28 protein-coding genes are annotated in these 26,432 nt (G+C 52.3%); 27 read left to right on the forward strand and 1 reads right to left on the reverse strand.

From position 1 onward, the window contains the following. Nucleotides 1–129 precede the first annotated feature (129 nt). The 9 genes from KNP76_RS10865 (at nucleotide 130) to rsmI (ending at nucleotide 6,640) form a co-directional block, all read left to right on the forward strand. On the forward strand, nucleotides 130–1,551 hold the full coding sequence (locus tag KNP76_RS10865; RefSeq protein WP_251137446.1) for an aminotransferase class I/II-fold pyridoxal phosphate-dependent enzyme: 1,422 nt from the start codon (nucleotides 130–132) through the stop codon (nucleotides 1,549–1,551). Between the two features lie 2 nt (nucleotides 1,552–1,553). Then, nucleotides 1,554–2,195, forward strand: a complete 642-nt coding sequence (gene tmk / locus KNP76_RS10870; RefSeq protein WP_214844545.1) for a dTMP kinase — start codon at nucleotides 1,554–1,556, stop codon at nucleotides 2,193–2,195. Continuing rightward, nucleotides 2,192–2,521 carry a cyclic-di-AMP receptor gene (locus KNP76_RS10875; protein WP_034803672.1) on the forward strand — a complete coding sequence of 110 codons (330 nt, stop codon included), beginning with the start codon at nucleotides 2,192–2,194 and terminating at the stop codon, nucleotides 2,519–2,521. Before tmk ends, KNP76_RS10875 begins: the two co-directional genes overlap by 4 nt. Nucleotides 2,522–2,535: 14 nt before the next feature. Continuing rightward, complete coding sequence (locus tag KNP76_RS10880; protein WP_214844546.1) at nucleotides 2,536–3,528, forward strand: DNA polymerase III subunit delta'; 993 nt, start codon at nucleotides 2,536–2,538, stop codon at nucleotides 3,526–3,528. Nucleotides 3,529–3,534: 6 nt separating this feature from the next. Next, the gene (locus KNP76_RS10885) at nucleotides 3,535–4,365 is read left to right on the forward strand and encodes a PSP1 domain-containing protein (RefSeq protein WP_034817188.1); all 831 of its coding nucleotides are present in this window, start codon (nucleotides 3,535–3,537) and stop codon (nucleotides 4,363–4,365) included. A gap of 23 nt (nucleotides 4,366–4,388) precedes the next feature. Beyond that, complete coding sequence (gene yabA, locus KNP76_RS10890; protein ID WP_034803771.1) at nucleotides 4,389–4,724, forward strand: DNA replication initiation control protein YabA; 336 nt, start codon at nucleotides 4,389–4,391, stop codon at nucleotides 4,722–4,724. Nucleotides 4,725–4,793: 69 nt separating this feature from the next. Next, nucleotides 4,794–5,528, forward strand: coding sequence for a tRNA1(Val) (adenine(37)-N6)-methyltransferase (locus KNP76_RS10895; RefSeq protein ID WP_034817186.1), 735 nt, complete (start codon nucleotides 4,794–4,796; stop codon nucleotides 5,526–5,528). Further along, a complete protein-coding gene (locus tag KNP76_RS10900) occupies nucleotides 5,521–5,799 on the forward strand; it encodes a GIY-YIG nuclease family protein (RefSeq protein WP_034803681.1) in 279 nt (92 codons plus the stop codon). The genes KNP76_RS10895 and KNP76_RS10900 overlap by 8 nt, the downstream gene beginning before the upstream one ends. Next, on the forward strand, nucleotides 5,771–6,640 hold the full coding sequence (gene rsmI, locus KNP76_RS10905; RefSeq protein ID WP_214844547.1) for a 16S rRNA (cytidine(1402)-2'-O)-methyltransferase: 870 nt from the start codon (nucleotides 5,771–5,773) through the stop codon (nucleotides 6,638–6,640). Before KNP76_RS10900 ends, rsmI begins: the two co-directional genes overlap by 29 nt. Nucleotides 6,641–6,656: 16 nt before the next feature. Here rsmI and KNP76_RS10910 read toward each other — a convergent pair whose 3' ends face one another. Then, nucleotides 6,657–6,950, reverse strand: coding sequence for a transition state genes transcriptional regulator AbrB (locus tag KNP76_RS10910; protein ID WP_034803687.1), 294 nt, complete (start codon nucleotides 6,948–6,950; stop codon nucleotides 6,657–6,659). Between the two features lie 327 nt (nucleotides 6,951–7,277). Here KNP76_RS10910 and metG point away from each other — a divergent pair, with 327 nt between their 5' ends. The 18 genes from metG to KNP76_RS11000 all read left to right on the forward strand — a co-directional run bounded on the left by metG (nucleotide 7,278) and on the right by KNP76_RS11000 (nucleotide 26,331). Continuing rightward, nucleotides 7,278–9,233: a methionine--tRNA ligase gene (gene metG, locus KNP76_RS10915; protein ID WP_214844548.1), complete on the forward strand. Its 1,956-nt coding sequence runs from the start codon at nucleotides 7,278–7,280 to the stop codon at nucleotides 9,231–9,233. Between the two features lie 53 nt (nucleotides 9,234–9,286). Next, nucleotides 9,287–10,054 carry a TatD family hydrolase gene (locus tag KNP76_RS10920; RefSeq protein WP_034817179.1) on the forward strand — a complete coding sequence of 256 codons (768 nt, stop codon included), beginning with the start codon at nucleotides 9,287–9,289 and terminating at the stop codon, nucleotides 10,052–10,054. Further along, nucleotides 10,054–11,343, forward strand: a complete 1,290-nt coding sequence (locus tag KNP76_RS10925) for a 3D domain-containing protein (protein ID WP_034803696.1) — start codon at nucleotides 10,054–10,056, stop codon at nucleotides 11,341–11,343. The genes KNP76_RS10920 and KNP76_RS10925 overlap by 1 nt, the downstream gene beginning before the upstream one ends. Beyond that, on the forward strand, nucleotides 11,336–11,896 hold the full coding sequence (gene rnmV, locus KNP76_RS10930; protein ID WP_034803698.1) for a ribonuclease M5: 561 nt from the start codon (nucleotides 11,336–11,338) through the stop codon (nucleotides 11,894–11,896). Before KNP76_RS10925 ends, rnmV begins: the two co-directional genes overlap by 8 nt. Further along, nucleotides 11,893–12,771 (forward strand): 16S rRNA (adenine(1518)-N(6)/adenine(1519)-N(6))-dimethyltransferase RsmA, encoded by an 879-nt coding sequence (rsmA, locus tag KNP76_RS10935; protein WP_214844549.1) that lies wholly within the window; start codon nucleotides 11,893–11,895, stop codon nucleotides 12,769–12,771. The genes rnmV and rsmA overlap by 4 nt, the downstream gene beginning before the upstream one ends. Nucleotides 12,772–12,854: 83 nt before the next feature. Further along, nucleotides 12,855–13,091, forward strand: a complete 237-nt coding sequence (locus tag KNP76_RS10940; RefSeq protein ID WP_021065751.1) for a Veg family protein — start codon at nucleotides 12,855–12,857, stop codon at nucleotides 13,089–13,091. A 100-nt stretch (nucleotides 13,092–13,191) separates the two neighbouring features. After that, on the forward strand, nucleotides 13,192–14,055 hold the full coding sequence (gene ispE, locus KNP76_RS10945; RefSeq protein ID WP_034803702.1) for a 4-(cytidine 5'-diphospho)-2-C-methyl-D-erythritol kinase: 864 nt from the start codon (nucleotides 13,192–13,194) through the stop codon (nucleotides 14,053–14,055). A 73-nt stretch (nucleotides 14,056–14,128) separates the two neighbouring features. Beyond that, the gene (gene purR / locus KNP76_RS10950; RefSeq protein ID WP_214844550.1) at nucleotides 14,129–14,953 is read left to right on the forward strand and encodes a pur operon repressor; all 825 of its coding nucleotides are present in this window, start codon (nucleotides 14,129–14,131) and stop codon (nucleotides 14,951–14,953) included. A gap of 136 nt (nucleotides 14,954–15,089) precedes the next feature. Then, entirely contained in the window at nucleotides 15,090–15,380 is a 291-nt protein-coding gene (spoVG, locus tag KNP76_RS10955) for a septation regulator SpoVG (protein ID WP_214844551.1), read from the forward strand. Nucleotides 15,381–15,564: 184 nt separating this feature from the next. Beyond that, on the forward strand, nucleotides 15,565–16,920 hold the full coding sequence (glmU, locus tag KNP76_RS10960) for a bifunctional UDP-N-acetylglucosamine diphosphorylase/glucosamine-1-phosphate N-acetyltransferase GlmU (protein WP_214844552.1): 1,356 nt from the start codon (nucleotides 15,565–15,567) through the stop codon (nucleotides 16,918–16,920). Between the two features lie 45 nt (nucleotides 16,921–16,965). After that, nucleotides 16,966–17,922 (forward strand): ribose-phosphate diphosphokinase, encoded by a 957-nt coding sequence (locus KNP76_RS10965; protein ID WP_034803710.1) that lies wholly within the window; start codon nucleotides 16,966–16,968, stop codon nucleotides 17,920–17,922. 54 nt (nucleotides 17,923–17,976) lie between these two features. Then, entirely contained in the window at nucleotides 17,977–18,534 is a 558-nt protein-coding gene (gene pth, locus KNP76_RS10970) for an aminoacyl-tRNA hydrolase (protein WP_034803713.1), read from the forward strand. Between the two features lie 45 nt (nucleotides 18,535–18,579). After that, entirely contained in the window at nucleotides 18,580–22,104 is a 3,525-nt protein-coding gene (mfd, locus tag KNP76_RS10975; protein WP_214844553.1) for a transcription-repair coupling factor, read from the forward strand. Further along, nucleotides 22,088–23,641, forward strand: coding sequence for a polysaccharide biosynthesis protein (locus KNP76_RS10980; RefSeq protein WP_214844554.1), 1,554 nt, complete (start codon nucleotides 22,088–22,090; stop codon nucleotides 23,639–23,641). The genes mfd and KNP76_RS10980 overlap by 17 nt, the downstream gene beginning before the upstream one ends. Before the next feature lies 1 nt (nucleotide 23,642). After that, a complete protein-coding gene (gene yabN, locus KNP76_RS10985) occupies nucleotides 23,643–25,058 on the forward strand; it encodes a bifunctional methyltransferase/pyrophosphohydrolase YabN (protein WP_214844555.1) in 1,416 nt (471 codons plus the stop codon). Then, nucleotides 25,055–25,327: an RNA-binding S4 domain-containing protein gene (locus KNP76_RS10990; RefSeq protein WP_034817168.1), complete on the forward strand. Its 273-nt coding sequence runs from the start codon at nucleotides 25,055–25,057 to the stop codon at nucleotides 25,325–25,327. The genes yabN and KNP76_RS10990 overlap by 4 nt, the downstream gene beginning before the upstream one ends. A 45-nt stretch (nucleotides 25,328–25,372) precedes the next feature. After that, nucleotides 25,373–25,747: an FtsB family cell division protein gene (locus KNP76_RS10995; RefSeq protein WP_214844556.1), complete on the forward strand. Its 375-nt coding sequence runs from the start codon at nucleotides 25,373–25,375 to the stop codon at nucleotides 25,745–25,747. Between the two features lie 74 nt (nucleotides 25,748–25,821). Further along, the gene (locus KNP76_RS11000; protein WP_034803728.1) at nucleotides 25,822–26,331 is read left to right on the forward strand and encodes a S1 domain-containing RNA-binding protein; all 510 of its coding nucleotides are present in this window, start codon (nucleotides 25,822–25,824) and stop codon (nucleotides 26,329–26,331) included. Nucleotides 26,332–26,432: the final 101 nt, after the last annotated feature.

Below are 26,432 nucleotides of genomic sequence, written 5' to 3' on the forward strand. Positions count from 1 at the left end.
TCAGCGCCGAAAGTAGTTGGGGGTCTCCCCCTGTGAGGATAGGACGTTGCCAGGCAACATGAGACGATCAAGCATCTGCTTGGTCGTCTCTTTTTTGTCTATATGCAAAACGATTAAGGAGGTTTTTTGATGACACGCCGATCTAAAAAGAACCCTTTCACATTCATGGAAGTTTTAGAACAACATGTGCGGGAAAGTCGTGTATCCTTTCATGTCCCTGGCCACCATAACGGTACTGTTCACGATCCAAGTTTACCGACAGCGTTCCATAAAATCATGCCGTATGATTTAACCGAGCTCGAGCACTTGGATGATTTACATCAGGCAGAGGGAATCATCCAGCAAGGTGAGGAGGCGCTTGGGACGCTCTATAAAAGTAAAAGTAAATGGTTGGTCAATGGTTCGACCGCGGGAAATTGGAGCATGCTAGCTGCGACTGTAAAACGTGGGGAACGTGTGTATGTACAACGAAATTCACATAAGTCCGTGTGGAATGCGATTGAGTGGTTAGGCTTAGAACCGATTTTATTGTCACCTGAATTGGAACGGGGAAGCGGTATTCCTACGGTCGTCAATTTAGCTACGGTTCAAGAAGCGGTCGAGCGCTATCCAGGTGGTAAAGCACTGCTTCTCACATCACCGACGTATTATGGCGATATGGCTGATATTCAAGCAATCAGTACGTATTTAAACCAACATATGATCCCGTTGCTCGTTGATGAAGCGCACGGTGCGCACTTGATTTACGACGGATTGCCAAGACGTTCAGCGATTTTTGAAGGGGCGAGCGCGGTTGTTCAGTCGGCTCATAAAACGTTGCCTGCTTTTACGATGGGCGCTTGGTTACATTACAAAGAGAATGTCGATGAGAACCGATTGTTTCATGCCCTGTCTTCATTTCAAACGTCTAGTCCGTCTTACTTGATTATGGCGTCGTTAGACCATGCGCGGACTTATCTTGAACACTTGACGGAGCGAGACTGGTCAAGTATTCAAACAAGTCATTTCGCTTTTGTCATGGAATTGAAGCGCGCAGGATTTGCCGTTAAAGTCGGAGACGATTTTACAAAAGTCACGATTCTGACGTATCCGAAAAACGGTTTGATCTTTAGTCGCCACTTAGCATCGATTGGCATAGATATCGAGCTTGCCGCTGAAGATCATGTGTTACTCTGTTTGCCGTTACGGGAAATAAAGATGGAAGAGATTCATCATTGGGTGAAACTGATTCAAAATGCATCGAAACATGTGCCGCTGATTGAGGACGATGAAACGATTTATCCTTACCCTTCTACGGAGCAAGTCTCGAAATTAACTGTGCTTCATGACGTCGTGACAACGGTGAGGCTTTCTTTTCAAGACGCAGTCGGTCAAATTGCAGCGGAAACGATTATCCCTTATCCTCCAGGTATTCCGTGGATCTTAAAAGGGGAAATGGTGACAGAGGAAAAAGTTCGCGTGTTGGTCGAGTGGATTTCTCTCGGGCGGAAGCTTCAAGCGAGCAGACATGTTATGATGAAACAAATCGATGTTATCGTAGAGGAGTTTTAAGTGTGAATGGGATGTTTATTACAGTGGAAGGGCCAGATGGCTCTGGAAAAACGACACAATTGAAATTACTAGAGCAAGCTTTAAGCGCTCAAGGGTATGAAGTCGTCACCACACGTGAGCCGGGGGGAACGAAAGTCGGAAACAGCATCCGCGAGATTTTGTTATCACCTGAACACGATGAGATGACGGCTAGGGTAGAGATGATGTTATATGCAGCCTCGCGAGCCCAAAACGTAGAACAAGTGATTCGACCTGCCTTGTCACGAGGTGCGATTGTCGTCTGTGACCGTTTCATCGATGCTTCGGTCGCCTATCAAGGTTTCGGATTAGGATACGATTTAGAACACGTCCTATCATTAAATGAGTGGGCAACAGGCGGCTTAACCCCAGACTTAACGTTTCTTTTCGATTTGACACCAAGTGAAGCAAGTAACCGTATTCGGGAACGCGGGCAATTGGACCGAATCGAGAGCCGGGACGAAGCGTTCCACCAACGCGTCTATGACGGTTTTCAAACATTGCTTGCGCAGCACCCTGATCGGATGGTACGAATCGATGCGAATGAGACGATTGAATCGATACAAGATGAAGTACTAGATATTACATGTGAGCGATTAAACGAAAAAGGAGTGAACAAAGCATGAAGATGGTAATTGCGATTGTACATGATAAAGATAGCGCCCGTTTATCTGACGCTTTGATTGAAGAGGACTTTCGAGCGACGAAACTTGCGACGACTGGTGGGTTCTTAAAAGAAGGAAACACGACGTTCATGATCGGTGTACCGAAAGAACGACTCGAGGATTTGCTTTCGCTCATCAAATCAAATTGCTCGAGCCGTGATCAGATGATCACACCGATTTCTCCGATGGGTGGCCACGCCGATTCGTATATCCCGTATCCCGTAGAAGTACAGGTAGGCGGCGCTACGGTATTCGTCTTGCCGATTGAAGGATTCCATCAGTTTTAATGGGAGTGGGACAGATGCGTTTTGAACAATTGGCCGCGTCTCAGACCGTTGTCGCCAAAGTGATGGAGAACTCGATTCGGACTGATAAAGTCGGGCACGCCTATATCTTTTCGGGCGATTATGAACCTTACTTGATTGAGACCGCTCAACTGTTTGCCAAGTCACTCTTTTGTGAGGCGCCAGATGGGGTAGAACCTTGTGGAGATTGTCGGAATTGTCGGCGGATGGATTCAGGAAACCTAGTCGATTATCTCGAGATGGAGCCGGACGGGGCAAGTATAAAAAAAGAACAGATTCAACAACTGCTCAGTGATTTGTCGTTACGCGGAGCCGAAGGAGATCGGCAAGTGTATGTGATTCATCAGGCCCATAAAATGACGACGCAGGCGGCGAATAGTCTGCTTAAGTTTTTTGAAGAGCCAGGCGTCGGGAAACTCGCGATTCTTGTGACGACACAGCCGCAACTGTTGTTGCCGACAATTCGCTCACGAGCCCAGCAGCTCGTCTTTCGACCGATTGATCGGAATGAGTTGGCGGATAAGTTGTCTGCGGACGTCGCATGTACGACGGATTTGGCTCGCTTGGCGCTCGCTGTTTATCCGAAATGGGATGACGCCCGTGAAGTGCTTCACAACGAGTGGTTTGTACAGTCGTATGGGCTAGTGGTACAATTAGTTGAAGTATTGACTAAACGACCACAGGAGTTACTCCTATTCGCCCAAGAGAAGTGGCTCGGCCATTTTAAAGGGCGCAATGAGTTACGAGTGGGCCTCGAATTGTTTGAGAGCTGGTTAGAAGAGTCGCTCCGGTTCAAAGTCCGGACGGATTACACGCCGCAACTGTTCACTCGCGAACAGGTGTTGTATCAGGCGTTCATCAGTAATCGTTCGGCGCATAAGATTGTCCATGCGATTGAACACGTCCATGAGGCGATTCGACGACTCGAGGCAAACGTCAATCCTCAATTAACGTTCGAACGGTTAACGTTCGATTTACAGAAAGGATAAGAGAGCGTGCTTGAAGTAGTCGGAGTCCGCTTTAAAGAAGCGGGAAAAATCTATTACTTTTCACCAGGCGAAGCAACGCTTGAACGTGGGGACCATGTCATCGTCGAGACGGTGCGTGGTATTGAATACGGGGAAATCGTCCAAGTCGGGAAACAACTTGGGGAAGATGAAGTCGTTTTACCTCTAAAAACGATTCTTCGTGTCGCTGATCAAAAAGATGCTCAAATCGTCCAAGAAAATCGATTGGCAGCTTTTGACGCTCACGCCGTCTGTGAAGAAAAAATACGTGAACATCGACTGGAGATGAAACTCGTCGATGTTGAATATACATTTGATCGCAACAAAGTCATCTTTTATTTCACGGCAGAAGGTCGGGTCGATTTTCGAGAACTCGTCAAAGATTTGGCGAGCGTCTTCCGCACGCGCATCGAACTCCGTCAAATCGGTGTCCGGGATGAAGCGAAACTACTCAGTGGGATCGGTCCATGTGGCCGTGTCTTATGTTGTTCTTCCTTCTTAGGAGAGTTTGAACCGGTTTCGATCAAGATGGCGAAAGATCAAAACCTTTCCTTGAACCCGAATAAAATTTCCGGTGTGTGCGGCCGTCTCATGTGTTGCTTGAAGTATGAGAATGATACGTATGAAGAGTTGAAGCGTGACTTGCCGGACGTTGGGAAACGAATCAAGATTCCTGAAGGTGACGGACGTGTCATCGGCCTCAACATTTTGGATCAACTGATTCAAGTCGAGTTGAGCGACCGGACCCGTGTTGTGACGTATACGATTGACGAACTCGTTGAGGTCGGTGCGATCAAACGAAAACCGTCGAAACAGTGATGGGGTGCTGAGCAGTGGAACGAATGGATAAAAAGGAAGTTATGATGCGCGTCGATGCCATCGAGCAACAAATGCAGCTGTTGACGGAGCATCTAGGTGTACTGAAAGAGCAGTTGGCCTATTTGCTCGAAGAAAACCAGCATATGTATCTCGAGAATCATCACTTGCGTGAAAAAGTCGAGCAACTTGCAGAAGTGGAGACGACGGATGGCGATGCGCAAATCGCATTGTCGGGCAAAGGGCAAAACAATTTGGCCGCCTTGTATCAAGAAGGGTTCCATATCTGTAATTTGCACTACGGACAAGTACGAAAAGACGGCGATTGTCTTTTCTGCATGTCGATGTTAAATAAACACTAATACATTGGGGCGATAGACGGGGAAGTCACCCGTCCGTCGCCTTTGTCGTTATGTAGGAGGGAACGAAGCGTGACTGTAAAACAAGGGGAGCGGCTCGATGATTTGCTCGGACGCCCCGGAAAAATTATTCAAAGCGACGATGTGTTTTCGTTCTCGTTAGATGCGGTGCTACTCGCTGAGTTCGTCTGGGTACCCATCCAAAAAGGAAACCTAGTCGATTTGTGTGCCGGAACGGGTGCGATTCCGCTCTTCTTATCGTATCGGACAAAGGGGAGCGTCACAGGCATCGAGATTCAACCGAGACTCGTCGATATGGCGAACCGCAGCATCGCGGTGAACCGTCTCGAGCATCGACTGCAGATTATAGAAGGCGACGTCAAAGAAGCGGCGACACGGCTAGGCCACGCCCGTTACGATGTCGTCACGTGTAATCCACCGTATTTTCTGGCAAACGAGACGTCGCTCCGCAATCAAAACGAACACCATACGATTGCGCGCCATGAAGTGCTCTGTACACTCGAGGATTGTATCCAATCGGCGAGTCAGCTCGTCAAACCAGGCGGAAAAGTGGCGTTCGTCCACCGTCCGGAGCGGCTACTCGATATCGTCACGCTCATGCGGACATATCGAATCGAGCCGAAGCGGATGCAGCTCGTCTATCCAAAAGCGGGACGAGCGGCGAATACATTATTGATAGAGGGGTCAAAAGATGGAAAAGCTGGGCTCACGATTTTACCACCGCTTATCGTCTATGAAGATGATGACACGTATACGAAAACGATGCGAGACATCCTCGATGCGTAAGCACTACGTATATATTTTGGAGTGCCAAGACCACACGTATTACACGGGTTATACGAACGACCTCGACAAGCGGCTTCGTACCCATAACGCTGGAAAAGGTGCCAAATACACGCGAGCACGTTTACCTGTAACGCTCTGTTACGTGAAATCGTTTGAGACGAAACGAGAAGCGATGCGTTATGAGTGGTCAATCAAGCAATTGACCCGCGCCCAAAAACAAACGTTGATGGAGGGGACGAGCAATGAACTCACAGAAAAGTTACCAGACTGACGGACCGACGCTTTACATCGTGCCGACCCCGATCGGTAACCTAGAAGACATGACATATCGCGCCGTGCGTACGTTGCGCGAGGTGGACTTGATTGCGGCCGAAGATACACGCCAGACGATGAAACTGTGCCGTCACTTTGAAATCGATACGAAGCTTGTCAGTTACCATGAACATAATAAACAAGTGAGCGGGCCACGGCTGATTGAAGATATCGAGAATGGAAAATCGGTGGCTGTCGTATCCGACGCCGGGATGCCTGGCATCTCTGACCCCGGTAGTGACCTCGTTCGGCTCGCGATTCAAGCGAAGGTACCGGTCGTCGTCTTGCCAGGGGCAAATGCAGCGCTCACAGCGCTCGTCGCGTCCGGACTGCCGACAGAACGCTTTTTATATTACGGGTTTTTGCCACGCAAAAAGAAAGAACGGGTCGACGTGCTAGCGTCGCTTCAATATGAGCCAGGGACGCTCGTCTTCTACGAAGCCCCGCATCGCTTAAAAGAGATGCTACAAGGGGTGAAAGCTGTGCTCGGCAATCGTGACGTCGTACTTGGGCGGGAATTGACGAAGACGTTCGAGGAGTTTTTGCGAGGAACGGTCGGTGAGGCGCTCGCTTGGTGTGAAGGTGAAGTCCGCGGAGAGTTCGTCGTGTTGGTGGGCGGGTCGACCGAGTCGGCTCCGACGCAAGATTGGTGGGAGACGCTCTCGCCGCTCGAACACGTCGATCGTTATATCGAGGACGGGCTAAAGCCGAACGCAGCGATTAAACAAGTGGCGAAAGAGCGTGGTCTCTCACGCAACGACGTCTATGACGCGTATCACGGAGTCGACAAAAAAGAGTAAGCAAGGAGTCCCTTGCTTACTCTTCGTTGTAGTAATTCTCAAGCATGTTTTTCAACTCGACGAGAACACGTTGTGCGCCTTCTGGTGAAAGAATCAACTTTCCGTCCGCCAACTTGAAGTTATCGTCTGATACTTCGCCTGTTACTTGGCAAGTCATGTTCGGCTTATATTTTTTCAAAACGATTTGCTCGTTGTCGACGTAAATTTCAAGTGCGTCTTTCTCAGCAATTCCGAGTGTGCGGCGCAATTCGATTGGAATAACGACCCGACCGAGTTCGTCCACTTTCCGTACGATACCTGTTGATTTCATTTTGTATTTCCTCCTCCGATGATGTCGAAATCTCTTGGTGACATAAATCGTCAAAATTCGACAATGTGGCTACAGCAAAAAGCATACTAAACTTTCCAATTGCAGTCAACTGCTTACTATTGGAATTGTGCTTTTTCGAAAAATGACGATAATGGAACGATATACACCTAAATTTCCCCGTAACGTAGAGCTTTAAACAAAGAAAGGGTTTTTTTGGAACATTTATTTGAATAGGCAACAAATTAATTCCAAACAATTGGTTTGGAAAAAGGTTTGTCGAACCGTGTATAATGGAAATTGCAAATGTCGAAAGGATGGAGAAAAACTATGGCGAAGCCTACTTTTTATATTACGACCCCAATCTATTACCCGAGCGCGAAGTTGCACATCGGTCACGCCTATACGACCGTGGCAGGTGACGCGATTGCCCGCTATAAGCGATTGAAAGGATTTGACGTCCGTTATTTGACGGGCACTGACGAGCACGGACAAAAGATTCAAGAGAAGGCGAAAGAAGCCGGCGTCACCCCACAGGCGTTCGTCGACGAAGTCGTGAAAGATATCAAAGTATTATGGGATCGCCTCGAGATCTCGTACGACGATTATATTCGAACGACGGAAGGCCGTCATAAGGCTGTCGTCGAACACGTCTTTGAGACGCTTCTTAAGAACGGAGACATTTACCTCGGTGAATATGAAGGCTGGTATTCGGTGTCGGACGAGACGTATTACACCGAGTCGCAACTTGTCGACGGCAAGAGCCCCGACAGCGGACATCCAGTCGAACTCGTGCGGGAAGAGTGTTACTTCTTCCGTCTCAGCAAGTATGCGGACCGCCTCATCGAATATTTCGAGTCGCATCCGGACTTTATCTTGCCAGAATCGCGAAAGAGCGAGATGATCAACAACTTCTTGAAGCCGGGTCTTCAAGATTTGGCCGTCTCCCGGACAACGTTCGACTGGGGTGTCCAAGTCCCGTCGAACCCGAAGCATGTCGTCTACGTATGGGTCGATGCGCTCACGAACTATATCTCGTCACTCGGCTACGGGACGGACAACGACGAGTTGTTCAACCGTTACTGGCCGGCTGACGTGCATTTGGTCGGAAAAGAGATCGTCCGTTTCCATACAATCATCTGGCCAGCTCTCCTCATGGCGCTTGACCTTCCGTTGCCAAAACAAGTATTTGCGCACGGTTGGCTCCTCATGAAAGACGGCAAGATGTCCAAGTCAAAAGGGAACGTCGTCGACCCAATTCCGCTCATCGATCGCTACGGCCTCGACTCGCTTCGTTACTACTTGTTGCGTGAAGTCCCGTTCGGCGCGGACGGCACGTTCACACCAGAAGCGTTCGTCGACCGGTTGAACTTCGACCTCGCCAACGATCTCGGCAACCTGCTGAACCGGACCGTCGCGATGATTAAGAAGTACTTCGACGGGAACGTACCAGCGTATGCGGGGAACGTGACGGTGTTCGACGCCGACTTGCTTCGCGTCGTCGAAGAAACGACGTCGAAGACGGAAGCGGCGATGGAGCATATGGAGTTCTCGGTCGCGCTCACAAACATCTGGCAGCTCGTCAGCCGAGCGAACAAGTATATCGATGAGACGCAACCGTGGGTGCTCGCGAAAGATGAAGCGAAACGAGACGAACTCGCGTCGGCCATGACCCACTTGGCTGGCGTCTTGCGCCACGTCGCTGTCATGATTCAACCGTTCATGACACGGGCACCGAAAGAGATGTTCCGTCAACTCGGACTCGAAGGACAAGACATGTCATGGGAAGCGCTCGATACGTTTGCGACCTTTGACGGAGCGGTCGTCACGGACGGCACGCCAATCTTCCCACGTCGCGATGTGAAAGAAGAGGTAGATGCGATTCAAGAAATGATGCGTCAAGCCTCGAAAGCACGTGTCGAAGAGGAAGCAGAGGAAGAGGCAGCGGATGAAGACGTCCGTCCTGAAATCACAATCGACGTCTTTGACCAAGTCGAGTTCCGGGTCGGGCAAATCGTCGAAGCCGATAAAATCAAAAAAGCGAAAAAACTGTTGAAACTTCAAGTCGATCTCGGTAGCGAGACGCGCCAAATCGTCTCGGGCATCGCCGAATGGTATGCACCGGAAGAGTTGGTCGGCAAAAAAGTCATCGTCGTCGCCAACTTGAAGCCGGTCAAGCTCCGGGGCGAGTTGTCTCAAGGAATGATTTTGGCAGCCGATAAAGATGGTAAGTTAGAACTTGCAACCGTATCTGAGAATATGCCGAACGGGGCCATCGTCAAATAATTTTTGAGGGAGACTTCGGTCTCCCTCTGTTTGTTTAAAAAGGAGGATGCACGATGTTGATTGACACGCACACACACATTAACGCCGATCAATTCAAAGATGACGTCGATGAAACGATTAGACGGGCACGTGAGGCGGGGGTGTCCCCGATGCTCGTCGTCGGCTTCGATGATGAGACGATCTCGCGCGCGATCGAACTCGCCGAGACGTACGAAGACATTTACGCGATTGTCGGCTGGCACCCAGTCGATGCAATCGACTGCACACCAACGGACTTGGAACGAATCGAGGCGCTGATGGGGCACCCGAAAGTGATGGCGCTCGGTGAGATTGGACTCGACTATCATTGGGACAAATCTCCAAAAGACGTACAGCAACGTCTGTTCCGTGAACAAATTGCCATCGCGAGGCGCACGAACATGCCAATCGTCATCCACAACCGCGAGGCGACGGCAGACGTGCTCGATCTGTTAGAAGAAGAGCACGCCGAAGAGATTGGTGGCGTCTTCCACAGCTACAGCATGTCGGTCGAACTACTTGAGCGTTGCCTGCGCATGAACTTCTATATCTCACTCGGTGGCCCGGTCACGTTCAAGAATGCGAAAGTCCCAAAAGAAGTGGCGAAACAAGTCCCGCTCGATCGCCTGTTAGTCGAGACGGACTGCCCGTATTTGACGCCGACGCCGTTCCGCGGTAAACGGAACGAACCGGCCTACGTCACCTATGTCGCCGAAGAAATCGCCGCGCTACGAGGTATCTCGCTTGAGGAACTTGCTGAAGCGACGACCGCGAACGCGAAGCGGCTCTTCCGTCTACCGTGATGGTTAAACGAATCGCGCTCAGCGCTGTCGTACTCGTGACAGCGGTACTCGCCTATACGTTGACGCAACCGGAGACGGTGACGATCATCGACGGCACAAACCGAATCGAGCATGAGACGCGGGCGACGTCCGTGTTCGAGGTGCTCGAAGAGACCGGCATCACGGTCGAAGACGCCGATTACGTGACGCCGGCACTCAGTGCGGAACTGTCTGCCGAACGCATGATTTACATCGAACGCGCGAATACGGTCTCACTTCAAATCGGTTATGGGCAGACGGAGACGATTGAGACGCGAGAACGGACCGTCCGCGACGTGTTGCTTCGATACGGGGTGACGGTGCGCGACGGAGACGACGTCTATCCGGACGTGCGCACACCCGTCACATCCGGGATGACGATTCGATATCAACCGGTGCTCGCGGTTAATCTGATCGTCGAGGATGAGGCGAAGACGTTGAATACGATGGCGAAGACGGTCGAGCAAGTGTTGCGCGAAGCCGGAATCAGCGTGTCAGAGCGCGATACGATCGCACCGGCGCTGTCGACAACGCTTCGAGAAGGCATGACGATTACCGTCAATACGAGTCGGGACGTCGTGCAATACGAGAATCGGCTTATCCCGTTTGAGATCGTGAAAGAAGACGATGATACGCTTGAAATCGGTCAAACCGAGGTTGCCCAAGTCGGAGTACCCGGGCTAGAACGGACGCGGTATGCAGTGACGGTCGAAAATGGTACAATTACAAATCGGACCGAGACAAGTGTCGAAACGTTGCAAACCGTGCGTCCGCAAATCATTAAGATTGGGACAAAACCGGTGCCAGAGCCGGCCGAAGAAGCGACGCCGGTTCCGACAGAATCTGAGAGTCCATTCCGTGAAGAGGCCGAAATCAAAATCGAAGAGACACCTCTGCCTGAGGATGTGCTCGATTTTTCAGCGGCCAAACAACTTCTCGTTGAGGCGACCGCCTACACGAATAACCCCGAAGATACGATCACGTTTGACGGACGCGTCTTGACGCGTAGCGGCTATGACGTGACCGATACGATTCTGTACGAAGGGATGCGAATCATCGCGGTCGACCCGTCAATCATTCCGCTCGGGACACGTGTGTATGTCGAAGGGTTCGGTATGGCCATCGCCCTCGATACCGGCAGTGCCATCAAAGGGAATATCATCGACATCCTGATGGACACGAAAGAAGAAGCGGTCACGTTCGGACGGAAGCCGCTCACGATTTGGGTCATCCCGAAGCAAGAAGAGAAAGAAGGAAGCGAAGATGCGTGAAAAAATACAAGAAGTGATTGTCGTCGAGGGACGGGACGATACGACCCGGCTCCAAGAAGTGTATGACGTCGACACGATTGAGACGAACGGGTCGGCCGTCTCGAAACAGACGCTTGAACGGGTGAGGCGCGCCCAAGAGACGCGCGGCGTGATTATTTTGACGGACCCGGACTATCCGGGCGACCGCATTCGCGCCATCGTCGATGAATACGTTCCCGGCTGTAAGCACGCCTACTTGCCCCGGGCCGAGGCGAAAGACAAGCGCGGGAAAATCGGCGTTGAACATGCGACACCGGACACGATTCGCCGTGTGCTCGAGGCCGTGTACGAAGACCGAGTCGAGACCGACTTGCCACTCGTCACGCGAAAAATGGTGCTCGACGCCGATTTGATTGGTGGGGCCGAGGCGTCGAGACGACGAAAACGTCTCGGTGTGTTGCTTCGCATCGGCGAACCGAACGCGAAACAGTTCGTGAAACGAGTCGAGGCGATGCGCGTCACGACCGAGGAGTGGGAACGGGCGCTCAAGCAGTTAGAGGAGGAAAATCATTGAAAGACATTGCAACCATTCATCGGACGAAAACCATTTTAGAACGGCATGGCTTCTCGTTCAAAAAGTCACTCGGTCAAAACTTTTTGATCGACTTGAACATCTTAAATAAAATCGTCGACGCGGCCGAACTCGGTGAAGCGAGCGGCGTGCTCGAGATTGGACCAGGCATCGGATCGCTAACAGAGCAGTCTGCGAAACGTGCGAAAAAGGTCGTCGCGCTCGAAATCGACCAACGCTTGTTGCCGATTCTAGAGGACACGATGGCGCCTTATCCGCACGTCCACGTCATTCACGGAGATGCGCTCGAGCTCGATCTTCCGGCTATCGTCGAGCGTGAGTTTTTGAACGAAGGGATTGACGACATCTCGGTCGTCGCCAACTTACCGTATTACGTGACGACGCCAATCATCATGCGTTTGCTCGAGAGTCAAGTTCCGTTTCGTTCGCTCGTCATGATGATTCAAAAAGAAGTGGCGGAACGCATCGGGGCGAAGCCGGGAACGAAGGCGTATGGCTCGCTCTCGATCGCGATTCAATATTATGCCGAGGCCGACGTGAGTTTTATCGTCCCGAAAAACGTCTTCATGCCGGCACCAAACGTCGATTCCGCCGTCATCACGTTGAAGATGCGCCCGCAGCCTGCCGTCGAAGTAAAAGACGAAGCGTTCTTCTTCGAAATCGCGCGAGCCAGTTTCGCGCAACGGCGTAAAACGATCTTGAACAACTTGACGAATCATCTCGGCAAAGACAAAAAAGTGGAGCTCGAACGCCTGTTGAACGAGGCGGGCATCGATCCGAAGCGTCGAGGTGAAACGTTGACACTCGAGGAGTTTGCACGTCTTGCTGACACAATTTTACCACTTAAAAATAGTTGACGACCGGATTTCGAGTCGCTATAATATTTAATCTTTATTTTCTTTTTTCAATGTGTTATACTTGTAACAGTGAGGTGAAGCGTATGCCAAAGACGTTACAAGAAATCAGACAGAAACTCGAATCGCATGTTGGAGAACGATTGACGTTGAAAGCAAACGGCGGTCGTAAGAAAGTCGTTACTCGGTTTGGAACGCTCGTTGAGACGTATCCCGCGGTGTTCGTCGTCAAATTGGATGAAGACCACCATAACGTGGAACGTGTCTCATATAGCTACGCTGATGTCCTAACGGATACAGTTAAAATTGAATTCAGCAATTGAACGATAAATGAGGGGCGGATGCATTGGCAGCTGCTTCTTTTTTTGTGCGCTCGTTTACGGTACAATGGCGAACAGGAGATACATGGGAAGGGTGAACGATATGCGCACGATTAGTGTGAAAGCGCCGGCAAAAATCAACTTGACGCTCGACGTTCTCGGAAAGCGAACGGACGGCTATCATGAAGTGGAAATGGTTATGACGACGGTCGACTTGTCTGACCGCTTAGAACTTACGGTCCTCGATACCGATGAGATTCGGATTCAATCGGAGCACGCCTACGTCCCGAGCGATCATCGGAACTTGGCGTATCGGGCGGCCGACTTGTTGCGGAAGCGGTTCGGCATCACAAAAGGCGTCGAAATCGTTTTGGATAAACACATTCCGGTGGCGGCCGGACTGGCTGGAGGTTCGAGTGACGCGGCGGCCACGCTCCGCGGGATGAACGAACTGTTTGACCTTGGGCTGTCGCTCGAACAATTGGCTGAGCTCGGGGCGGAGGTCGGTTCCGACGTCTCGTTTTGTGTCATGGGTGGCACGGCCATCGCGCGCGGTCGCGGCGAGAAGTTAGAACTCATTCCGTCACCTCCACCGTGCTACGTCGTCTTGGCGAAACCGAAGATTGGGGTCTCGACGGCTGACGTCTATCGGGCTGTCGACATGGATCAGATGATTCATCCGAATACGGAAGCGATGGTCAAAGCGATTCACGAACGGGACTTTCACACGATTTGTGACAACCTCGGCAACGCGCTTGAGGCGGTCACGCTCGAGATGCATCCAGAGGTTCGTCAAATCAAAGAGACGATGCTCCACTGCGGCGCGGACGGGGTGCTTATGAGCGGGAGCGGCCCGACCGTATTTGCGCTCATCGAACACGAACAAAAAGCCCATCGCGTCTATAACGGGCTGAAAGGATTCTGTCCAGAAGTGTTCGTCGTTCGGATTCTCGGGAAAAAACATTGAACAAAGACGAATGAGTCTGATATATTCTGTTTAGAACATTCGTCTATTATTGGAAAAGTGAAGGGGAATCCGTATGAAAATCCGTAGAAGTGGTCGTCTCGTCGATATGACCCGTTATTTACTCGATCATCCGCATCAGCTCGTCTCGTTGTCGATGTTTTCGAGCCGCTATAAAGCCGCCAAGTCGTCCATCAGCGAAGACTTGGTCATCGTCAGTGAGATGCTCGCCCACGATGGTACCGGCAAGCTCGTCACCGTCCCTGGGGCGGCCGGTGGCGTCATGTTTATCCCAGGTTGGAGCAAAGACAAATCGCTGTCGATGATTGACGGTTTATGCGACCAACTGTCGAAGCCGGAGCGTCTGCTTCCGGGAGGGTACCTCTATTTGACGGACGTGCTCGGTAACCCGCGCCAAGTGAAGCCGATGGGGCAAGTGTTCGCCTCGGTCTTTGCTGACCGAAAAGTCGACGTCGTCATGACGATTGCGACGAAAGGGATTCCGCTCGCGTACGCGGTCGCCGAACAGCTCGGCGTCCCGTTCGTCATCGTTCGTTCGGACAGCCGGGTGACGGAAGGATCGACGGTCAGTATCAACTACGTGTCCGGCTCTTCAAAAGCGATTCGGACGATGGCACTCGCACGTCGTAGTCTGCCGCGCGGTGCGAACGTCTTACTCATTGACGACTTCATGAAAGCCGGAGGTACGATTCGCGGCATGATGAGCTTGTTGAACGAGTTCGAAGCCAACCTTGCTGGTGTCGGTGTACTCATGGAAGCCGAAGGTGCCGAGAAGAAGATGGTCAGCGAATACGTCAGTTTGATGAAGTTGACGAACGTCGATCCAGATGAAGGGCTCGTCACAATTTCACGCGGAAACGTTGAACAGTTCTTAAAGTGATTGGCAAAAATTTGATTTCGTTTTATGATGAAAGGGTATAGAAGTCATACGGAATCAGTTACGTTCGCTAGAAGTCACCTTTACCTTTTATAAAGGACACCTTGGTACAGACAACGATGAAAAGGGGATGCGAAACATGCAGATCACAGACGTAAAAATTCGCAAAGTGGCAACAGAAGGTAGAATGAAGGCGCTCGCCTCGATCACGCTCGATCACGAGTTCGTGGTCCACGACCTTCGGATCATCGAAGGGAGCACCGGCCTGTTCGTCGCCATGCCGAGCAAACGGACACCAGAAGGCATCTTTCGTGATATCGCGCATCCGATTAACGGCGATATGCGTCAAAAAGTCGAAGCGGCCGTGCTAGAAGCGTACGCTGAGATTGACGTCGCCGTCTATGAGATGGAAGAGATGCACGAATCATAATAAGCCAGCGGAACGAAGTATCGTTCCGCTGCTTTTTTGCGTGCGTTTGGTTACGAATCAGTACAACGGTTGAAACGAGGTCGCTGTTTCGATATAGTAGAAACGGTGTAAATAGGATTTATATGCAGAAAAACCGAACTATAGCTATAAAATCACAGTCGATTGAGATAGGAGCGAATCAAGAATGGATCGTTTTGCAGTCATTTTGGCAGCAGGGAAAGGGACGCGCATGAAGTCGAAGCTATATAAAGTACTTCATCCGGTCCTTGGCAAACCAATGGTCGAGCACGTCGTCGACCAACTCGACAAAATCGGGGTCAGTCGTCAAATCGTCATCGTCGGCCATGGGGCTGAAGCGGTACAAGACACACTCGGATCTCGTGTCGACTACGCGGTTCAAGAAGAGCAACTCGGAACGGGCCATGCCGTCCAGATGGCAGAGGCGGAGCTCGCCGGGAAGGCTGGCGCGACGCTCGTCGTCTGCGGCGACACACCGCTTTTGACAGCGGAGACGCTAGAAGCGTTACTCGCGCATCACGAAGCGCAACAGGCGAAAGTGACGGTGCTTACGGCAATCGCGGACGATGCGACCGGATATGGCCGCGTCATTCGTAGTGCAGATGGCAACGTGACGAAAGTCGTCGAGCATAAAGACGCATCTGAAGCCGAACTTGAAATTCGTGAAATCAACACGGGTACGTACGTCTTCGACAACGAGTTGTTGTTTGAGGCGCTCCGTCAAGTCGGCAACGACAATGCACAAGGCGAGTACTACTTGCCAGACGTCATCGCGATCGCAAAAGAGGCAGGCGAAGTCGTGGCCGCACACACGGCTCCGACATTTGACGAGACGATCGGTGTCAATGACCGAATCGCGCTCTCGCAAGCTGAGACGATTATGCGTAAACGGACGAATGAACGCTTGATGCGTGAAGGCGTCACGTTCATGGACCCAGCGTCGACATACATCTCACCGGATGCGGTAATCGGCTCGGACACGATCATCTACCCAGGGACGGTCATTCTCGGGAAGACGGTCATCGGTTCGGAATGTATCATCGGACCGAACTCGGATATCCGCGACAGTGTGATTGAAGACGGTGCAACGGTACGTCAATCCGTCTTGAGCGATAGCCGTGTCGGTAGCAACGCGCAAGTTGGTCCGTTCGCTCACCTTCGTCAACAAGCTGTACTCGGCGCGAACACACGTGTCGGCAACTTCGTTGAAATTAAGAAGTCGACGTTCGGGGACGGGGCGAAGGCCTCGCACCTCAGCTACATCGGTGACGCGTCAATCGGTGACCGCGTCAACCTCGGTTGCGGATCGATCACGGTCAACTACGATGGGACGAACAAGTTCGAGACAATCGTCGAAGCAGATGTGTTCGTCGGTTGCAATGTCAACTTGATCGCACCGGTCACGGTCGGAAAAGGGGCGATTGTCGCCGCCGGCTCGACAATCACGGACAATGTTCCGGAAGAAGCGCTTGCGATCGCCCGTGAGCGTCAAACGAATAAAGAAGGTTACACGAAACGATAAGTTGCTGCCAATTACTATTGAACACGATGGAGGAGAATCCTAAACATGTCTACTGTATATGAACGTGAAATTCGCCTATTTAGCTTAAATTCCAACCGCCCGCTCGCTGAAGAGATTTCAAAAGAAATCGGAATCCCACTCAGCGACTGCCAAGTGAAGCGGTTCAGCGATGGAGAACTTTACATCAACATCGAGGAAAGCGTACGCGGAGACGATGTGTACATCATCCAATCGACGAGCTCGCCGGTCAACGAGACGCTCATGGAGTTGCTCGTCATGATCGACGCGTTGAAACGCGCATCGGTCCGTACGATTAACGTCGTCATGCCGTATTACGGTTACGCACGCCAAGACCGCAAGGCGCGCTCGCGTGAACCGATCACGGCAAAACTTGTGGCTGACCTTCTTACAGTAGCTGGTGCGACTCGATTGATTACAATGGACTTGCACGCCGCTCAAATTCAAGGTTTCTTCAACATTCCAGTAGACCAATTGTTAGGAGTTCCCCTCATCTCGACGTACTTCGAGACAGAAGAATTCAAGTCGAAAGATATCGTCGTCGTGTCACCGGACCACGGTGGTGTCACACGCGCCCGTAAATTGGCGGAGCGCTTGAAAGCGCCGATCGCCATCATCGACAAGCGTCGCCCGGAAGCGAACGTGGCAGAAGTGATGAACATCGTCGGCAGCGTCGAAGGCAAGACGGCGATCTTAATCGATGACATCATCGACACGGCCGGTACGATCACGCTCGCAGCGGATGCCATCGTTCAAGCAGGTGCGAAAGAAGTGTACGCGTCATGTACGCACCCAGTCTTGTCTGGCCCGGCAATGGAGCGTATCGACAACTCGTCAATCAAAGAACTTGTTGTCTTGAACACGATCGATTTACAAGGTCGCGAATGTTCAAACAAAATCAAGCAAATGTCGGTCGCCCGTTTGCTTGGGGAAGCAATTATGCGTGTCCACGAGCACAAATCGGTGAGCACGTTATTCGATTAAAAAACGAGGCCCGAAGGCGTCCGCCTTTGGGCTTTTTTGTTCAGGAGGAAACGGATGAAATGCATCGTCGGCCTTGGGAATCCAGGCAAAAAATATGAGATGACCCGTCACAACGTTGGCTTTTTGGCGATTGACCGTCTCGCCGAGAAACACGGGATTCAATTGGATGAAGCGAAGTTTAAGGCGCTCATGGGAACGGGAAGAATCAATGGAGAACGTGTCGTGCTCGTCAAGCCGCTCACGTACATGAATTTATCGGGTGAGTCGGTTCGCCCGATTTTAGACTATTATAAGATTGACCTCGACGACTTGCTCGTCATCTATGACGACCTCGACATGGTACCCGGCAAACTACGGTTCCGTCCGAAAGGGAGCGCGGGAGGCCATAACGGAATCAAGTCGTTGATTCAGCACCTGGGCACGCAAGACTTTAAACGCTTGAAGCTCGGCATCGGTCGTCCGCCCCATCCGGTGAAAGTCGTCGACTGGGTGCTCATGAATTATCGAAAAGAAGACATGCCAGAATTGAATGATACGCTCGATCAAGCCGTATCCGCGGCAACCGATTTCGTGGATACCGAATGGATCGCGCTCATGAATCGATATAACTAAAGGGTCGCCGTACCCTTTTTTGTCGTATGAGGTGGAGGAAAACAAATGAACGCTCTAGAGAGATTTATGGTGGCGTTGCCTGAAACGAAAACCATTCGCGACAGGTTGCCGAAACTGGACCGTCAGCTCGTGACGGGATTGACGACGAGTGCGAAGGCGCTCGTTTTGGCAGGGCTCGCCAAAGAGACGTCACGACGTCTCGTCGTCGTCACCCACAACATGTATCAGGCCCAAAAAATGTACGACCAACTCGAGGCGTTGATTGGACCGGACAAAGCGTTGCTCTATCCAATCGATGAGACGCTCGCGGGCGAACTGTCGTTAACGTCGAGCCCAGAGCTTTTAGCGACCCGAATCGAGGCCAGGACGCGTCTCCTTCATGAACAAGGAGGCGTCGTTGTCGTGCCGCTCGGCGGCTTGCGTCGTTTCATCCCAAGCCCGGACGATTGGCAAGCGAGTCATCACGTCATTCGACCAGGACAAGAGTTAGAGTTGAAGCCGTTCGCGGAACGACTCGTCACACTCGGTTATGAACGGACCGCGACCGTGACGGCACCAGGTGAATTCTCGGTCCGTGGTAGCATCCTCGATGTCTATCCGCTGACGGAGGCCCGACCGTTCCGTATCGACTTATTCGATACGGAAGTGGATTCGGTCTTCACGTTCGACGCCGAGACACAGCGTTCGCTCGGTGTGGCGAAAGAAGCCGTCATCCCACCAGCGACGGAGTTCGTGGCGTCGGCGGATCAATTGAAAAAAGCTGGAGACGCGTTAAATCGACAATATGAGCGGACGTTGTCGCTCATCGAAACGGAGACGATTCGTCAGGCGCTTGAAGACGGAATTGCCGGTGACATTGAGACGCTTCGGCGAGGGGACGTGCCGAGTCAAATCGGGAAATTCACACCACTCCTCTATAAAGCGACGCTCCTCGATTACGTCGGTGCGGAAGCGGTGCTCATTTTAGACGAAGTCGCGCGAATCGAAGATGCGGCCGATGTGCAAGACCGTGAAGAAGCCGAATGGTTCTCGTCGTTAATCGAACGGGGAGAGTCGGTCTCCAACTATACGCTCGCCGTGCCGATGCATAAAGCGTTCCGTGACTTGAAACAAGTCGCCTTCTCGCTATTGCCGTCACGCCGTTCGGGCATCCCGGAGGCGAACACGGTTCACCTCAGTTGTCGCCCACTTCCGGCGTTCCATGGCCAGATGCATTTGTTGAAGCAAGAAGTCGAGCGTTGGCAGCAAAGTGACCACCGCATCGTCTTCCTCGCCGGAGACAAGGACCGGGCGGACAAAGTCGCGACGCTACTTGAAGATTACGGCATCCCTTCTACGTTTACGAACGTGGACGGGGAACTGTTACCACGTCACGCCCACGTCATGATCGGTCAAATCGAAGGTGGGTTCGAACTCTCGACGAGCCGACTCGTCGTCGTCTCGGAAGAAGAACTGTTCAAACGGGTGGCGAAGCGAAAACGTCAGACGAAGAATTTGACGAACGCCGAACGAATCAAGAGTTACCAAGAGCTGAAACCGAACGACCACGTCGTCCATATCCATCACGGGATTGGGAAGTATCTCGGCATCAAGACGATTGAAGTCGGCGGCATTCATCAGGACTATTTGCATCTCGTCTATGCCGGCGACGATGCGTTGTACGTACCGGTCGATCAAATCGACCTCGTCCAAAAGTACGTCGGCGCCGAAGGTAAAGAACCAAAAATTTATAAGCTCGGTGGCACGGAGTGGAAGAAAGTAAAATCAAAAGTCGCGAAATCAGTCGAAGATATCGCCGACGAGTTGATTAAACTGTATGCGGCACGGGAAGCGTCCGTCGGTTATGCGTTCCCAGGCGATGACGAAGAGATGAGTCAGTTCGAGTCGTCGTTCCCATACGCCGAGACCGAAGACCAAGTCCGCTCGATCGCAGAAATCAAAGCGGACATGGAGCGTTCGCGCCCGATGGACCGCCTTCTTTGTGGAGACGTCGGATACGGGAAGACGGAAGTGGCGATTCGAGCTGCGTTCAAAGCAGTGCTCGCTGGGAAGCAAGTCGCGTTCCTCGTGCCGACGACCGTCCTCGCCCAGCAGCATTACGAGACGATGCTCGAGCGTTTCAGCGAGTTCCCGATTAACGTCTCGGTCATGAGCCGTTTCCGCTCCAAGAGCGAGATGGCGGCGACGAAAAAAGGCTTGAAGGAAGGAACGATTGACGTCGTCGTCGGGACGCACCGTGTCTTGTCAAAAGACGTCACGTTCGCCGACCTCGGTCTCGTCATCATCGATGAAGAGCAGCGCTTCGGGGTGAAGCATAAAGAGCGACTCAAACAGTTGAAGACGAACATCGACGTGTTGACGCTGACGGCGACCCCGATTCCACGGACGCTCCACATGTCGATGATCGGCATCCGCGACTTATCCGTACTCGAGACACCACCGGAGAACCGCTACCCCGTCCAGACATACGTCATGGAGTACGATGGGATTGTGCTCCGCGAGGCGCTCGAGCGCGAACTCGCCCGAGGTGGTCAAGCGTTCTTCCTCTATAACCGTGTCGAAGGCATCGAGCGCAAAGCCGAAGAGATTCGGGCACTCTTGCCGGAAGCGCGCATCGCGACAGCGCACGGACGGATGACCGAGACAGAGCTTGAAAGTCAGCTCATAAGTTTCTTAGAAGGCGAGGCCGATATTCTCGTCTCGACGACGATTATCGAGACGGGCATCGACATCCCGAACGTCAACACGCTCATCGTCTACGATGCGGATAAGATGGGGCTGTCGCAACTGTATCAGCTTCGCGGCCGTGTCGGACGTTCAAATCGGATTGCCTACGCATACTTCACGTACCGGAAAGACAAACGGTTGACGGAAGTGGCAGAGAGCCGATTACAGGCGATTAAAGAATTTACCGAGCTCGGAAGCGGCTTCAAGATCGCGATGCGTGACTTGTCGATTCGCGGTGCCGGTAACCTGCTCGGGGCTCAACAGTCCGGATTCATTGACTCGGTCGGTTTCGACTTGTACTCGCAAATGTTGTCTGAAGCGATCGAAGAGCGGAAGGACCGCATGCGCGGACAGGCCAAACAAGTCGTCTTTAAACCAGAAATCTCGTTCCAAGCCGATGCGTACATCCCGGACGATTACTTGTCGGATAGCGAACTGAAAATCGAGATGTATAAACGTTTCAAATACGTCGATACACCGGAAGCGTTGTTCGCGCTCCAAGACGAGTTGATTGAGCGGTTCGGGGAGTTCCCGGAACCGGTCGCGCTATTGATTCAATTGACACGCCTCCGGATTTACGGCGAGATGGCGCGAGTAGCGCGGATTAAACAAGTGCCAGGCCGCGTCGAGATCGTCTTGACGATGGAGTCGACGACAGCGCTTGACGTCCCATCCTTCATGGAGTGGACGATGCCGCTCGGCCGTAAACTCGGCGTCGGTCAAGACAACGGCGCACTCAAGCTGTCGCTTAGCGGACGCATGCCGGTCGTCGAACTGTTGAATGATGCCGATACGGTCCTCGAAGAGTTGACGAAGAGGTTGGCGCATGCGGCCGTCAAGTAAGTTTGCGACAGGCGTCGTCTTGTTCGCTCTCGCGGGCTATATCACGAAAGTCATCAGCTTCGCGTATCGTGTCCCGTACCAGAACATTGCGGGAGACTTCGGTTTGTATGCTTATCAGACGGTCTATCCGTTCGCAGCAATCGTCGCATCGCTCGGCATGTACGCGATGCCCGTCGTCATCGCAAAGATTGGTGTCGGGGCGAACGGGCCGAAGCGGAAACTCGAAGTGTTGTGGGGGAGCTTTTATATTTTGCTCGGACTCGCCGTCGTACTTGTCATGGGGATGTGGTCGCTCGCGCCGCTCCTTGCGGGCTGGCTCGGCGACCCAAACCTCTCCTCGACACTTCGTGTGATCAGCCTGAGTTATTTGCTCATGCCGGCGCTCGCAGTGCTGAGAGGATCATTCCAATCGATTGACGACTTAAAACCGAGTGCCTTGTCGCAAGTGCTAGAGAACCTCGTACGCGTCACGGTCCTACTTGCCGTACTCGTCATCGGCGTGCACCTCGGACTCGATGCTTACGCCTTGAGCCGCTACGCTTACGCGGCGGCGCTCGTCGGCGGAATCGTAGCAATCGTCGTCCTCAGCGTGTGGGCGAAAGGCTTGCGACTACGGCTCGTCCCGGTCCAAAAGGTGACGCTCCAGGCCGCATTTCGTGTCATCGTGACGACTGGGTTTGCGGTCGGCTTCGCCTCACTCGGCATTCTATGGATGCAACTCGTCGACTCGTTCACGATCGTCAACTTGATGGGGGGCGATTTCGAGGCGAAAGTGAGTAAAGGCGTGTTCGACCGTGGTTATCCGCTCGTCCAATTCGCGATTCTGTTCACGACCGCGCTCGGGATGGCAAACGTGCCGAGCCTTGTACGACATTACCGGGCCCGGCAGATTGAAGCGACGGCGAGCGGTCTTCGCTCGATGATTCGGGTGACGACCGCTGTCGCGGCCGCGGCAACGATTGGACTCATGGGTGTGATGCTCCCGCTGAACGTGGCGTTGTTCGAGAATGCGGACGGGACGTTCGCGCTCGTCCTCCTTTCGACGAGTACGTTCGCCGCGTCCCTCGCCGTCGCGAGCATGACGTGTCTGCAGGCGATTGACCGGGAGCGGACGGCCGCGTTCGGGATGCTTGTCGCGATTGGAATGAAACTCGTGGTCAATCTCATGCTCGTTCCAAACTACGGGATTGAAGGGGCGGCCATTGGGACGTCTGTCGCCTTTTTAGGGATGGCCGCCTTTAACTTTAATCGGCTCGACCGAGTCATCCCGCTCGGCATGCTACGCTTCAAACATTATGGATTACTCGTCAAAACGGTCACGCCGATGGGTCTTGTCCTCTTCGGTTTGAACGTGCTCGCGCTCGATCGGATGACGCACCGCCTCGATGCCTTCGTCTGGCTCGGGGGGATGGTGTTGATCGGGGCCGGCCTATACGCGTGGCGGCTTTGGCGCGAGCGCGTCCTCTCAATCGGAGAGTGGGAGATGATTCCGCTCGGCAACCGTTTCGTCAATTTGATGGATAAAAAGGAGAACTGATATGAGCTTTGGAATTACCGTCGTCGGACTCGGGTCCGGCGAACTTGAACAACTGCCGCTCGGCGTATATCGTCATTTGAAACGACAGCCGCTCGTCTGGTTACGGACAAGGAACCATCCGGTCGTCGACGAACTCGAGGCGGAAGGAATGCACTTCGAGTCGTTCGATTCGGTCTACGAGACGTCGGAAACGTTTGAAGACGTCTACGAACAAATCGTCGCATCTCTCATCGAGAAAAGTGACGAGCTCGCTATTACGTATGCTGTCCCGGGTCATCCGTTCGTAGCCGAACGGACGGTCGAGTTGCTCGTTGAACGAGGCGCGGATGTCACGTTTCTCGGTGGACAGAGCTTTCTGGACGCGATGTTTCAGGCGCTTCGCATCGATCCGATTAATGGCTTCCAGTTGCTCGATGCGACCGCGCTCGATATCGAACGGTTGCAAGTGACGCAACACGTCCTCATCGGACAAGTGTACGACGGCTTCGTCGCCGGGGACGTGAAAGTTCAATTGATGGAACGCTATCCCGATGAACACGTCGTGAAGCTCGTCACGGCGGCCGGGACGAAACACGAGCAGATTCGAGAAGTGCCGCTCTATGAGATGGATCGGGTCGCCGAAGTCGACAACTTGACGACGCTCTACGTGCCGCCGTTGACCGATGAAGCGTATTTAGCTCGCGAGTTTGCGACGCTTCACCACATCATCGCAACACTCCGAGGTCCAAACGGATGTCCATGGGACCGGAAGCAGACGCATGAGTCGCTTCGCAAATATTTGCTTGAAGAAGCGTACGAATTGATTGAAGCGATTGACGAACAAGACGACGATGCCATCATCGAAGAGCTCGGGGACGTGTTGCTTCAAGTCATGCTTCACGCACAAATCGGTGCGGACGAGGGCTATTTCGATATCCGGGACGTCATCGGGTCCATCAGTGAGAAAATGGTGCGTCGACACCCGCACGTTTTCGGGAATGTGACGGTCGCGGATGCCGATGATGTGATTTCGAACTGGAATGCGATTAAGAAGGCCGAAAAAGGGGAAAAGAGAAAATCGCAACTAGACGGCGTACTTATGACACAACCAGGTTTGATGCGAGCCGAACAGCTGCAGAAAAAAGCTGCACACGTTGGATTCGAATGGGATGATGTGAGCGGTGCGTTCGCGAAACTTGAAGAAGAAGTGCGCGAGTGGAAAGAACACCCGGAAGATGAGACTGAGCTCGGGGACGTATTATTTTCAATCGTCAACGTCGCTAGATATTATAAATTGAACGCCGAGCAAGCGCTCGAACGAACGAATCAAAAATTCAAGAGACGGTTTGCATATATCGAGGCGAACGGTTCCGTGGAGGACATGACGCTCGAGCAGATGGATCGACTCTGGAATGAAGCGAAGGAGCAAGGACTATGAGGTTGGATAAATTTTTGAAAGTGTCCCGGTTAATCAAGCGCCGGACGTTGGCCAAAGAAGTAGCGGATCAAGGTCGTATCGAACTGAACGGACAAGTCGCGAAAGCGAGCACGGACGTCAAAGTCGGAGACGAGCTTACAATCCGTTTCGGGAACAAGCTTGTCACGGTCGTGATCGATTCGATTGCAGAACATGCCCGTAAAGAAGACGCGAAAGAAATGTATCGCCTGATCAAAGAAGAAAAGGTGAACAGTGGTACGGAAGCGTAAAAAAAAGGTATACTGAACGTATCAGGACAGGAGGAAGGTGATTCGATGAATGGACGTACCCCGACAGAGCGAAAACAGCGAATTCGGGCTCTCGACGAACGGAGAGAACAGCTGGAAAAAGAACAGAGCCGGCGACGTATCCATCTTCGACGCCGCCTGGCTGCGGCCTCCCTTCTCTTTTTGTTGATGATCGTGCTCATCGGTCAAAGTTACTTCTCGAAAGTCGGTTATGTCTCAGAGCAAGAGCGCAAACAAAACGAAGCGCAAATCGAGTTAAATGAAGTAAAAGGTGAGCAAGCGGAGTTGAAGGAGCAGGTCGAACGTTTACAAGATGAAGAATATATCGCCAACCTCGCGCGCAATGAGTTGTTGTTCTCGAAAGATGGCGAGATTATTTTTTACTTCTCCCCAGAGGAATAAGTCGGTTCGTTGACCGTTGACGAAACGACTCGTATAATTGTAGGGAATCAATCAAAAAAGGAGTACATTATTTTATGTCAATTGAAGTAGGAAGCAAAGTACAAGGTAAGGTTACAGGGATTACGCATTTCGGAGCGTTCGTAGAACTTCCAAACGGGAAGACAGGTTTGGTCCACATCAGTGAAGTGGCGGATTCTTACGTCAAAGACATCAACGAAGTCCTCACAGTCGGCCAGGAAGTCACAGTCAAAATCTTGAACGTCGAAAACGATGGCAAAATCGGGTTGTCCATCAAGAAAGCGGTCGATCGCCCTGTGAGCGAACGCCCTGAACGCCCAGCAGGTGAGCGTTTCTCTCGCGGTCCTCGTCCAGGCGGACCGGGTCAAGGCCAAGGCGGTCCACGCGGCGGCGGTGGCCCACGCGGCGGCGGTCCACGTGGTGGCGGACGTCGTGAAGTGCGACGCGAACCAGAAACGTTTGACACGTTGATGAGCAAATTCTTGAAAGATAGTGATGAGCGTCTCACAACGTTGAAACGTCAAACCGACTCAAAACGCGGTGGACGTGGCGCCAAGCGCGGGTAACCCTTCGTAACACCAATTCGCTTCTACTCATTATATTAAGCTCTTCCTGTAGGAGAGGCACGAACCACAGACGAACATCGTCTGTGGTTTTTTTAGTTTAA

The sequence above is a fragment of the Exiguobacterium sp. s150 genome, from assembly GCF_018618435.1.
In the GTDB taxonomy this organism is placed as follows: Bacteria; Bacillota; Bacilli; order Exiguobacteriales; family Exiguobacteriaceae; genus Exiguobacterium; species Exiguobacterium alkaliphilum.